This is a genomic window from Clostridium sp. AF19-22AC (assembly GCF_003479085.1).
GTDB lineage: Bacteria > Bacillota > Clostridia > Lachnospirales > Lachnospiraceae > Faecalicatena_A > Faecalicatena_A orotica.
Window position 1 is genome coordinate 1 of the sequence record NZ_QUGN01000034.1, and the last position, 12776, is coordinate 12776.

Here is a 12776-nt window from a genome sequence, read left to right on the forward strand (position 1 = left end):
TTTTTTCATTTAACTATTGACATTTATTAGCTGGACTTCATACATGCCTGTTTAAGACATTACCGTATTCCTTCCTTTCATTCTATGTCTATACTATAATGGTTTTGGGTGAGATATGGTAGTGTCATCCGTCACTGCATATACATGACAAATGTCATAAAATATATGGAAACACCTAAATACTCAACGAGGTATTTCACGAGTTTAGCATTTATGGTATATTGCTCGCACTTAGCGTGGTTTTTTCACGCTTAGTAAGACATACACCTAAATACTTAACGAGGTATTTCACGAGTTTAGTATTTATGGTAAAATAGATGTAGATTATTTTTTTCTGAAACTTTAAATCACCTAAAAGGGAGCCTGCGATGAAATACATGAAAGATTCCGTGCTAATCCTGTTTTACTGCTTTTTTACACTATTTCACACCCGCCCGGACTTTTACTATGTCCTGGCTTTATTAGCAGCCCTGATCATATGCTGCATGGACTGTTTTATGGATTTAAATTTATACATCATCCCCATTTCCCTTGTATTTCTTTTGATAACATGGTTCTGCCCTGCCTTTCTCTATTTTTTCCCGGCCGTGGCCTATGTTCTTTTCCGCCGCAGGTGCTATATACCTCTTATCGCAGGGGCGGTGTTTTATGTATGGACTTTCCTCATTCATACAACGGATTATTTCCTATTCCTTCTCGGTGCATTCGGCATCCTCCTTGCTTTTCTGTTGGAGCGGCAGACTACAGGTTACAATCAGCTGGAAGACTTATACAAACATACTCGTGATGACAGCCGTGAATTAAACCTGCTCCTGACGGAGAAAAACCATACACTGCTGGAAAAACAGGATTATGAGATTTACACGGCAACCTTGAAGGAGCGCAACCGGATTGCCCGGGAAATCCACGACAATGTCGGTCATCTGCTCTCCCGCTCCATTCTGATGGTCGGTGCCATGAAGGCAGTGAATACGTCCCCGGGACTGGCAGAGGCTCTAAATACACTGGATTCTACTTTGAATTCTGCAATGGACAGTATCCGCAGCAGTGTGCATGACCTCCATGATGAGGCCATAAACTTAGAAGAGGCCACGCAAAGTCTCATAAATGATTTTACGTTTTGTCCCGTCAGCTTTGAATTTGATATGGGCAGAGATATTCCAAGAGAGATTAAGTTTAGTTTTATCAGCATAACAAAAGAAGCCCTCTCCAATGTCATGAAGCACAGCAGTGCCACGCAGGTCCATGTAACCATGCGGGAGCATCCGGCCCTCTACCAGCTCTGTATAGAAGATAACGGGACAGCCGGACCCATTTCGGATGAGGGGATCGGCCTGATCAATATGAAAGAACGGATTCATACCCTGAAAGGCAATATACAGATTAGAAATGACAAAGGGTTTAAAATATTTATTACTATACCAAAGGAGATTTCATAATGAATATATTAATAATAGATGATGACTGCCTTGTTGCAGGCGCCTTAAAGACGATTCTGGAAGCAGAAAAGGATTTTCACGTCCCTGCATGCGGGCATGACGGGACAGACGCCGTGTCCCTGTACCGGGAGCACAGGCCGGATGTCCTGCTTATGGATATCCGTATGAAAGAAATGAGCGGGCTGGATGCCTCGGCAGAGATACTGAAAGAATTCCCGGATGCGCGTATTCTACTGCTTACCACCTTTTCTGATGACGAATATATTATCAAGTCATTAAAACTGGGAGCAAAGGGCTACCTTCTGAAACAGGATTATCAGAATATCGTCCCTGCAATCCGCGCTGTTTTCTCAGGCCAGACGGTATTCGGCAATGAAATTGTCTCCAAAATCCCATCCCTGCTCCAGCAGACGCCATCCTTTCACTACGAAGATTTTGACATCCATGACAGGGAACTGGAGATCATTGAGCTGATCGCAGAAGGACTGAGTAACAAAGAAATCGCTTCCCGCCTGTATTTAAGTGAAGGAACAGTCAGAAACTATTTGAGTTCCATACTTGATAAACTGGAACTGCGTGACAGAACCCAGGTTGCCGTATTCTATTACCAGCACAAAGCATAACCCGTCAACACCGCTCAAACGAAAAGGAGAGAATCTATTATGGCTGTACATACATCCGATATCACCCTCGTCCCTAATGACCAGCTCAAGCCTCTGGATACGATAGACGGCTTTCAGGTCCGCCCCGGCTTCTTCCACTCCTTCGGGGCCACTATCATTCCCGGCGGAGTCAGTTTCACTATCCAGTCCCACGGCGCTTCTTCCTGCGAACTGCTCCTCTTCCACCGCATGGCAGAGGAACCTTTTGCGGCCCTCAGGTTTCCTGATAACTACAGGATCGGATTCGTTTATTCTATGATCGTGTTTGGTCTGGATATCGAAGAATTTGAGTACGCCTTCCGTCTGGACGGCCCATATAACGAAAAAAAAGGACTGCGTTTTGACAAGACAAAGATTCTTCTTGACCCTTATGCAAGGGCCGTCACAGGGCAGAGCCGCTGGGGTGTCACGAACTGCTGTGAGCATGGCTACCGTGCCCGCGTCGTGAGAAATAATTTTGACTGGGGGCTGGAAAAACAGCCTCAGATTCCGATGGAGGACCTCGTCATCTATGAAGCCCATGTGCGTGGTTTTACACGGGATTCCTCCTCCGATGTCTGCTGTCCGGGAACCTTTCAGGGACTACGCGATAAGATTCCGTATCTGAAGGATCTGGGGATCAATGCGGTCGAACTGATGCCCGTCTTCGAATTCGATGAAATGAGAGATGCCCGTCTGATCGACAACAACCAGCTTCTGGACTACTGGGGGTATAACTCCGTCTGTTTCTTTGCCCCCAATACCAGTTATGCCTCTTCTATTGAGTACAATCAGGAAGGCCGTGAGTTAAAGCAGCTGATCAAGGCCCTCCATGACAACGGCATTGACGTCATACTGGACGTTGTATTCAATCACACTGCCGAGGGAAATGAATACGGCCCCAGTTTTTGCTTCAAAGGATTTGACAATAATATTTACTATATGCTCACCCCCGACGGATATTATTACAATTTCAGTGGCTGCGGCAACACACTGAACTGCAACCACCCGGTTGTCCAGCAGCTCATTCTGGACTGCCTGCGCTACTGGGTTACCGATTACCGCGTGGACGGGTTTCGTTTTGACCTCGCCTCCATACTCGGAAGAAACGAGGACGGTTCCCCGATGAACCAGCCGCCGCTTTTAAGAAGTCTGGCGTTTGACCCGATCCTCGGCACGGTAAAACTGATTGCGGAAGCATGGGATGCGGGGGGCCTCTATCAGGTCGGTTCTTTCCCCTCCTGGCGCCGCTGGGCAGAATGGAACGGAAAATACCGGGACGACATGAGAAGGTTCTTAAAAGGTGACGCCGGCCTTGCCGAAACCGCAGCCCAGCGTATCTTAGGTTCCCCTGACCTGTATGATCCGGCATCAAGGGGGTTAAGCGCCTCCGTCAATTTCCTGACATGTCACGACGGTTTTACTCTCAATGATTTGTATTCTTATAATGAAAAACATAATGAAGCCAATGGCTGGAACAACACGGACGGCTCCAATGACAACAACAGCTGGAACTGTGGTGTAGAAGGAGAAACTGACAACCCCGAGGTCCTGAAACTAAGAAAGCGTATGATGATGAACGCCTGTGCCGTCCTCATGACAAGCCGTGGAACCCCCATGTTCCTCTCTGGCGATGAATTCGGGGATACACGCTTCGGCAATAACAATCCTTACTGCCAGGACAACGAAATCTCCTGGCTGGACTGGACCCTGTTAGAAACAAACCGGGACCTCTTTGATTTCTTCCGGTACATGATTGCCTTCCGTCAAAAACACACCGTGATCCGCAAAGACCTTAAGCCGGCCCCGGGCGGGTTCCCATGCACCAGCATTCACGGCCTGACCCCGTGGCTCCCCGACTACACACCAGAGTCACGGACCATCTGCATCATGTATGCCGGATATGATCCGGAAAAACAAACAGAAGACATCGTTTACCTTGCCGTCAATCCTTACTGGAGGACACTCGAACTCACACTCCCCAGCCTCCCGGCCGGAAAATCCTGGCACATCGCAGTAAACACCGGCGACCCTGCCCACTTAACCTTTCCGGACAAAAACATGCCCGAAATAAAAAACACCGTACTGCTCGGCGGCCGCTCCGTCATCATCTTTACGGTACAGTAAAAAGAATCCTTTTAACGGGCGAATAGAAGTTCTTATTGAAAAAGAGATGCTCAGAAGGGATGAAAATTGATTCTCCAAAATCAATTTTCAAGCCGGCCTAAGGCGGAAAAATATCTAGTTTTCCGCTGCATGCCTGCTGTGTCCTTCTGAGCATCTCTTTTTCTATTAGAACTTCTTCGTTGAGTGGACTGGATTCACTTCCTACTCATCGAATGCTTCTTTCATTTTATCCATAAACCCTTTTTTCTTCCCTTTTCCGGATTTCCCGCTGCTCTCGCCTGTGTCAAGATTCAGTGAATTTCCTGACAGCCTGTCGAATTCACGCAGCGCCTCTTTTGCTTCCGGGCTTAACTTCTCCGGTGTCTGGATGACCAGTGTTACATAATGGTCTCCACGTACCTGGGCGTTTCTCAGGGAAGGCACACCTTTTCCTTTCAGGCGCACTTTTGTATCTGTTTTTGTTCCTGCCTTTACGGTATAGATCACATCTCCGTCCACAGTCGGGATCTTTACATCCCCGCCCAGTGCCGCCTGTGCAAAGCTGATCGGCACGGTTGAGAAGATATGCATATCCTGTCTCTGGAAGATCGGGTGTCTCGATACGTTTACTTCCACGAGCAGGTCGCCCCTCGGGCCGCCGTTTGTTCCCGGCTCGCCTTTTTCACGGATTCTGACACTCTGTCCGTTGTCGATGCCTGCCGGAATGGAAACCTGGATTCTTTTCTTGCTGGATGTATATCCGGTACCTGAACAGGAAGAACATTTCTCTTTAATCACTTTTCCTGAACCACCGCAGTTCGGACAAGTCTGAACATTCTGTACAGTTCCGAAGAAGGACTGTGATGTATAAACTACCTGTCCCTTACCTCCGCACTTCGGACAGGTCTCCGGGGATGTGCCCGGCTTTGCGCCTGTTCCGTTACATGCTGTACATGGGTCTTTTAAAATGACCTCTAATTCTTTTTCACATCCGAAAACTGCTTCCTCAAATGTGATTCTTATACTTTTGCGTATATTCGCACCCTTCATCGGGCCATTATTTCCACGGCCGCCTCTTCTTCCGCCTCCGCCGAATAAATCCCCGAAGATATCTCCAAATATATCGCTGAAATCAGCACCGCTGAAGTCAAAACCACCGAAGCCTCCAGCTCCGCCGGCCCCGCCTTCAAATGCTGCGTGTCCAAACTGGTCATACTGGCGGCGTTTTTCAGGGTCGCTGAGCACTGCATACGCTTCAGATGCCTCTTTGAACTTCTTCTCGGCTTCGGCATCTCCCGGATTCATGTCCGGATGGTACTTTTTTGCTAAAACACGGTATGCTTTTTTGATGGCTGCATCATCAGCATCCCTGCCTATGCCAAGCACCTCGTAATAATCTCTTTTTGACTCTGCCATAACACTCTACCCTTTCATCTGTGTGATTATGATTTTGTACAAAGAAATTCTACGAAGCCGCTTCTTGCAGCTTCGTAGAACCCTTTTTCAAGAATAAACCTGTCTGTTACAGGCCTATTCCAGCGGACATTTAGACTTCTTTGTAATCTCCGTCTACTACGTCATCTCCTGTGAAACCTTCCGGTGCCGGACCTGCTTCCGGTGCCGGTCCCGGCTGTGGGCCTGCTCCTGCCGCACCAGCCTGCTCATACATCTTTGTGAACAGCTTCTGGGCGCTTTCCATCAGTTTCTCTTTCGCTGCCTTAATCTCTGCAACCTGAGCCTCTGTAGCATCTTCCGGACTGGATTTTGCAAGGATATCTTTCAATGCCTGGCAGTCTGCCTCCACTGCAGCTTTATCTGTTGCATCCAGCTTGTCACCAACCTCTTTGATTGCCTTCTCTGTCTGGAATACCATAGCATCTGCTTCGTTTCTTGTATCAATTGCTTCTTTACGCTTCTTATCCTGAGCTTCGAATTCAGCCGCTTCTTTTACAGCCTTGTCGATATCGCTGTCAGACATGTTGGAACCTGCTGTAATCGTGATGTGCTGCTCTTTGCCTGTTCCAAGGTCTTTTGCAGAAACATTAACAATACCGTTTGCATCAATATCGAATGTAACTTCGATCTGCGGGATTCCGCGTGGAGCCGGAGGAATTCCATCCAGTCTGAACTGGCCGAGTGATTTGTTGTCCCTTGCAAACTGTCTCTCACCCTGTACAACATTGATGTCTACAGCTGTCTGGTTGTCTGCTGCTGTAGAGAAGATCTGGCTCTTCTTTGTCGGGATGGTTGTATTTCTCTCAATCAGTCTTGTCGCAACTCCGCCCATTGTCTCAATAGACAGTGACAGTGGGGTAACGTCCAGAAGAAGGATATCGCCTGCGCCGGCATCTCCTGCTAACTTACCGCCCTGAACGGAAGCACCGAGTGCAACACATTCGTCCGGGTTAAGGGATTTACTTGGTTCTTTTCCTGTCAGGCGTTTTACTTCTTCCTGAACTGCCGGAATACGTGTGGATCCACCTACCAACAATACCTGGCCGAGTTCTGATGCTGCGATTCCTGCATCAGAAAGCGCACGTCTTACAGGTTCTGCTGTCTTCTCAACAAGATCATGAGTTAACTCATCAAATTTTGCTCTTGTCAGGTTCATATCGAAATGCTTCGGTCCCTCAGCTGTTGCTGTAATGAACGGAAGGTTGATGTTTGTTGTTGTTGCAGATGAAAGCTCTTTCTTTGCTTTCTCAGCTGCTTCTTTCAGTCTCTGGAGAGCCATCTTGTCACCTGACAGGTCAACACCCTCTTTTGCCTTGAAATCTGCAAGCATGTAGTCTGTAATCTTCTGGTCAAAGTCATCTCCACCGAGTCTGTTGTTTCCGGCTGTGGATAATACTTCGATGACTCCGTCACCGATCTCGATAATAGATACGTCGAATGTACCGCCTCCGAGGTCATATACCATGATCTTCTGCTCTTTTTCGTTGTCCAGACCATATGCCAGAGCTGCTGCTGTAGGCTCGTTGATGATTCGTTTTACATCCAGACCTGCAATCTTACCTGCATCTTTTGTAGCCTGACGCTGTGCATCGTTGAAATATGCAGGAACAGTGATTACTGCCTCTGTTACTTTCTCTCCCAGATATCCTTCTGCATCTGCTTTTAATTTCTGAAGGATCATAGCGGAAATCTCCTGCGGAGAATACTTCTTGTCATCAATCGTTACTTTATAATCTGTACCCATCTCTCTTTTAATAGAAGAGATTGTCTTGTCTGCATTTGTAACTGCCTGACGTTTTGCAGGCTCACCTACCAGACGTTCTCCCGTCTTTGTAAATGCCACTACTGACGGTGTTGTCCTTGCTCCTTCTGTATTAGCGATAACGGTTGGCTGTCCACCTTCCATAACAGCTACACAGCTGTTTGTTGTACCTAAGTCAATACCAATTATTTTGCCCATAATCAAATCCTCCTGAATTATTCTTTAAATTAATTTGCAACTTTTACCATACTATGTCTCACTACACTTTCACGGTATGTGTAGCCCTTCTGGAATTCTTCGGCCACCGTGTTCTCTCCGAATTCTTCATCCTCAACATGCATCACAGCGTTGTGGTAATCCGGGTTGAACTCATTTCCGACCGCCTCGATCGGCTTTACACCAATCTCTTCCAGTGTAGTCATCAGCTGTTTATAAATCTTCTCCATTCCTTCCGCAAAAGGATTGGCCTTGTCTTCCTCTGGCACAGCTGCCAGGCCGCGTTCAAAATTATCAACGACCGGAAGAATCTTTTCTATGATATCTTTCGCACCTATCTCATACATCTGGGATTTCTCCTTTTCTGTACGTTTGCGGAAGTTATCAAACTCAGCCATCTGACGAGTGAGCCGGTCAGTCAGCTCTTCAATCTTCTCGTCTTTTTTATCTTTCTTATTCTTTCTGCCAAACAGTTTCTTTTCTTTGCCGGATTTTTCTTTATCATCATCCGCTGCTTCTTCCTCAGCCGCAGGTTCTTCTGCGTCCTCTGATGCATCTGCTTCGTCATCCTCTGAAGCGTCTTCCATTTCTTCGGCCTCTTCTGTCTGTTCTTCGGCCTCAGACTGTTCGTCCGTCCGGGCTGCCTGTTCCTCAGCCTCTTTCGCGGCCTTTGCTTTCGCCTCTTCCACCGCTTCTTTTATCATATCTTCTTTGCTCATATTTTCTTCCACCAGCTATTCACCTTCCTATTCTTTTGGATCTTTGTAATAAATTGCATCCAACTCGTTCTGCAGAGTCTTCAGCGTCTTCATGACATGTTCATAATCCATACGTTTTGGACCGATGATACCGATCGTACCCTTCATGCCCTCGCCCAATTCGTAGGTCGCTGTCACAACACTGCAGTCCTTCATGGTCTTCACCGGTGCTTCATCTCCGATGTATACCTGAATTCCATGACTGTCTTCACTGGCAAGGGTCTCTGTAACAAGTTCCGCCAGCTGCTGCTTTTCTTCAAATGCACTGATAATCTCCTGTGCACTCTCTTTATCACTCAGTTCCGGATACTTAAAAATGTTGGTAGCCCCGCTCGTGTAGATCTCCATATCTTCGTCCACATGTATGACTTCCGCTACCGCATCCAGAACATCGCTGATGACCTGGCTGTGAATACCTGCCTGCTCTTTCAGCTTTGCGATCAGCCCCAGGTTGATCTCTTCTATAGACATTCCATTCAATGTCGTGTTCAGCAGCATATTCAGCTTAAACAAATGTTCATTACTTAAGGTTTCACCGACTTCGATGATCTTATTCTTGATGACATTCCCGTTCATCACGATCACAGCTACAATCTGTTCCTCATCCACCTGTGAAAGCTGGATGAACTTCAGCTTATTCCGGCTGTTAACCGGTGCGGATACCATCGTTGCATAGTTCGTATTCGCCGCCAGAACCTTCGCCGCCTGCTTCAGAACTTTATCTACCTTATCCGTCTTCTCCAGCATCACATTGCGAAGTTCCAGAATCTCCTGCTCCTTCTCTTCCATCAGCATATCCACATAAAAGCGGTATCCTTTATCGGAAGGAATACGTCCTGCGGACGTGTGGGGCTGGAAAATATATCCCAGATCCTCCAGGTCTGCCATCTCGTTACGAATCGTAGCTGAACTTAAATTCAAGTCCGTGTATTTGGAAAGAGTTCTTGAACCAACCGGCTCTCCTGTCTCCAGATAGTTCTGAATGATCGCTTTTAAAATAACCATCTTTCTCTCACTCAGTTCTGTGATTCCTGCCATAGGCCCTCCTTTCCGCCGCAGAGTACTGTTTTCTCTGCTTATTAGCACTCTTTAGTTTTGAGTGCTAACACCTTACGTATATTAAGATAGCACCCTGATTTCTTTTTGTCAACACTCTTTATATATTTTTCATACTTTTTATATTTTATATAAAATGATAGGCATTTCTGTAGAGTTTCGCTTGCGAAACTCGCGCCTGCGGCGCTCGCTCTGCGACATCCACCTTATACGCCGCAGGGCGCATCCCCCGGAGGGCTTTTTATTTCATAGGACGTACGTCCTATGAAATAAAAAGAGCATCCGGCCGGCACTTCTGCCGGCAGAACACTCTCTAATCTGTGACTGGATCAAGAAATTCCACAAAGACAGTGTTGCTAACGTCAATCCCCCGTTCTGTCAGCCTTACTGCATCGGCTGTAACTTCCAGTAATCCCTCGCTTTTCAGTTTTTCCAGTTCTTTTCCATATATGTCGAATATACTTTTTCCGAACGTTTCCAGAAACCCCTGTACGGAAATACCTTCCGTCTTACGCAGGCCGAGAAACATATGTTCTTCAATCTCATCTGAAAGAGATAACTCCTCTATATCTTCTCTTATCTCTTCTTTTTTCTGTACCTTATATATATATGTTTCCAGATCCGCTGTATTGTGATACCTCTGATGCCCGATCAGGGAGGAAGCCCCCAGACCGATTCCGAGATACTGCTTTCTTTCCCAGTACCCCAGATTATGGCGGCATACAAAACCTTCTTTTGCATAATTAGAGATTTCATATCTCTTGTATCCATATCCGGCTAACAGATCTGCTGTCATTTCATATATCTTTCTTTCTGTATCCTCATCCGGGAGGCCCGGCATATCCGCGGATGCACAATCCCGGGCCGTCCCGGAACCGTCTTTACGGCATTCGCCGTAATAATCATAGAAAGGGGTGCCCTCTTCTATGATCAGGCTGTAAGCGGATATATGCTCCGGCCCCAGCCCGGCGATGCTGGTCAGTGTATGGCTCCAGCTTCCCACTGTCTGTCCCGGAACCGACGAGATCAGGTCGATATTAATATTCTCGAATCCCTGAGCCCTTGCGGTCCTGTATGTCTCCAGAAATTCCTCATATGTGTGGATTCTTCCCAGCAGTTTCAACTCCGCATCATTTACGGACTGGAGTCCGATACTGAGACGGTTAATCCCCACAGACTTCCAGGCCGCAAGCTTTTCTTCCGTTACAGTTCCCGGATTCGCCTCGATTGTAATCTCTGCGTCCTGCTCAATCTGAAACGTCTGCTGCAGGGCATGAAAGAGGTCCGCGATCTGGTTTTCCTCCAGTAAGGAAGGGGTCCCCCCGCCGATGAAGATCGTCGTTACCCGGTAATCATCATGATATTTTTTTCGATATCCGCCGATTTCCTTTACCAGTGCATCCATGTACCTTATGCGCTGCGCTTCATCCGACGGTGCGGAAAGGAAATCGCAGTATGCACATTTCTGTACGCAGAACGGAATATGAAGATAAAGCTCCAGTTCTTTTTTCATCATTATTTATCGTCCAGCTTCAGTACGCTCATGAAGGCTTTCTGCGGAATCTCCACGTTGCCCACCTGACGCATACGTTTCTTTCCTTCCTTCTGCTTTTCCAGAAGCTTTTTCTTACGCGAAATATCACCGCCGTAGCACTTCGCGAGTACATCCTTACGCATCGCTTTCACCGTTTCGCGTGCAATGATCTTACTGCCGACAGCTGCCTGAATCGGAATCTCAAACAGCTGGCGCGGGATCTCCTCTTTCAGTTTCTCACACATCTTCCTTCCCCGCTCATATGCGGTACCGCTGTGTACGATGAAGGAAAGTGCATCCACTTCTTCTTTATTAATAAGGATATCCAGCTTCACAAGTTCTGACTGTACATATCCAAGCATCTCATAATCAAAGGATGCATATCCCCGTGACCTTGATTTCAGTGCATCGAAGAAATCGTAAATGATCTCGTTGAGCGGCAGATGGTAATTCAGTACGGCACGGTTCTCCTCGATATATTCCATACCCTGATACTCCCCGCGGCGCTCCTGGCACAGGTCCATGATAGCCCCGATAAATTCGGATGTCACCATGATCTCCGCCTTCACGATCGGCTCCTCCATAAACTCGATCTCTGCCGGGTCCGGAAGATTCGTCGGGTTTGTCAGTTCAATGATATCCCCGTTTGTCTTGTGCACCTTATAGATAACACTCGGCGCCGTCGTGACAAGGTCCAGATTGTACTCCCGCTCCAAACGCTCCTGAATGATCTCGAGGTGGAGCAGTCCTAAGAATCCGCAGCGGAAACCGAATCCGAGTGCTACAGATGTCTCTGCTTCGAACTGAAGCGCTGCATCATTGAGCTGGAGTTTTTCCAGAGCATCACGCAGGTCCGGATATTTTGCCCCATCAGCAGGGTACATGCCGCAGTATACCATCGGATTTACCTTCTTATATCCGGGCAGAGGTTCCGCACACGGGCGCTGTGCGTTTGTCACTGTATCACCCACACGGGTATCTTTTACGTTTTTCAGACTGGCCGTAATATAGCCAACCATTCCGGCACTCAGCTCCTCGCATGGGATAAACTGGCCGGCGCCGAAATATCCGACTTCCACGACATCCGCCGTAGCTCCTGTCGCCATCATGAGAAGCGGTGTGCCCTTCTTAACGCTCCCCTCTTTGATTCTGCAGAAGACAATGACACCTTTATAGGAATCATACAGCGAATCAAAAATCAGCGCCTGCAGAGGTGCAGAAGGGTCCCCTCCCGGGGCGGGAATCTTTTCTACAATCTGTTCCAGTACGTCATCCACATTCAATCCCGTTTTTGCAGAAATTAAGGGGGCATCATCGGCCTCAATGCCGATCACATCCTCGATCTCTTCCTTTACCCTGTCCGCATCCGCGCTCGGCAGGTCGATTTTATTGATAACCGGCATCACGTCCAGATCATGGTCGAGCGCAAGATATACATTCGCTAATGTCTGCGCCTCCACTCCCTGTGCCGCGTCCACAACAAGGATCGCACCGTCACATGCGGCAAGGCTTCGGGACACCTCATAGTTAAAATCCACATGCCCGGGGGTGTCAATCAGGTTGAAGATATACTCCTCCCCGTCCTTTGCCTTATACACGGTCCTTACGGCCTGTGCCTTGATTGTAATTCCGCGTTCTCTCTCCAGATCCATATTATCCAGCACCTGTGACTGCATCTCCCTGCTCGTCAAAAGCCCGGTCTTCTCGATGATCCTGTCTGCGAGAGTTGATTTTCCGTGGTCTATATGGGCAATAATACAAAAATTCCGTATTTTACTTTGATCTATTCCTGACACTTTTACATTTCCT

General features: G+C 47.5%; 9 protein-coding genes. 3 read left to right on the forward strand and 6 right to left on the reverse strand.

The window, feature by feature from the left end:
• Positions 1-368 precede the first annotated feature (368 nt).
• Genes DWX43_RS24765 through glgX form a run of 3 tightly spaced genes read left to right on the forward strand, consistent with a single transcriptional unit; the run spans position 369 to position 4207 of the window.
• Entirely contained in the window at positions 369-1439 is a 1071-nt protein-coding gene (locus DWX43_RS24765) for a histidine kinase (RefSeq protein WP_118622577.1), read from the forward strand.
• The gene (locus tag DWX43_RS24770; RefSeq protein WP_118622579.1) at positions 1439-2062 is read left to right on the forward strand and encodes a response regulator transcription factor; all 624 of its coding nucleotides are present in this window, start codon (positions 1439-1441) and stop codon (positions 2060-2062) included. The genes DWX43_RS24765 and DWX43_RS24770 overlap by 1 nt, the downstream gene beginning before the upstream one ends.
• A 39-nt stretch (positions 2063-2101) precedes the next feature.
• Complete coding sequence (glgX, locus tag DWX43_RS24775; protein WP_118622581.1) at positions 2102-4207, forward strand: glycogen debranching protein GlgX; 2106 nt, start codon at positions 2102-2104, stop codon at positions 4205-4207.
• Positions 4208-4408: 201 nt separating this feature from the next.
• On the opposite strand, the gene dnaJ is transcribed toward glgX, so the two are convergent.
• From dnaJ to lepA, 6 genes are all read right to left on the reverse strand, one after another.
• Entirely contained in the window at positions 4409-5602 is a 1194-nt protein-coding gene (gene dnaJ / locus DWX43_RS24780) for a molecular chaperone DnaJ (RefSeq protein ID WP_109733110.1), read from the reverse strand.
• A 130-nt stretch (positions 5603-5732) separates the two neighbouring features.
• Positions 5733-7601: a molecular chaperone DnaK gene (gene dnaK, locus DWX43_RS24785; protein ID WP_109733109.1), complete on the reverse strand. Its 1869-nt coding sequence runs from the start codon at positions 7599-7601 to the stop codon at positions 5733-5735.
• A gap of 29 nt (positions 7602-7630) precedes the next feature.
• Positions 7631-8338: a nucleotide exchange factor GrpE gene (grpE, locus tag DWX43_RS24790; protein ID WP_109733212.1), complete on the reverse strand. Its 708-nt coding sequence runs from the start codon at positions 8336-8338 to the stop codon at positions 7631-7633.
• A 27-nt stretch (positions 8339-8365) separates the two neighbouring features.
• Positions 8366-9415, reverse strand: coding sequence for a heat-inducible transcriptional repressor HrcA (gene hrcA, locus DWX43_RS24795; protein WP_109733108.1), 1050 nt, complete (start codon positions 9413-9415; stop codon positions 8366-8368).
• Positions 9416-9746: 331 nt separating this feature from the next.
• Positions 9747-10949, reverse strand: coding sequence for a radical SAM family heme chaperone HemW (gene hemW / locus DWX43_RS24800; protein ID WP_330582320.1), 1203 nt, complete (start codon positions 10947-10949; stop codon positions 9747-9749).
• The gene (gene lepA, locus DWX43_RS24805) at positions 10949-12763 is read right to left on the reverse strand and encodes a translation elongation factor 4 (RefSeq protein ID WP_118622583.1); all 1815 of its coding nucleotides are present in this window, start codon (positions 12761-12763) and stop codon (positions 10949-10951) included. Before lepA ends, hemW begins: the two co-directional genes overlap by 1 nt.
• Between the last annotated feature and the right edge of the window lie 13 nt (positions 12764-12776).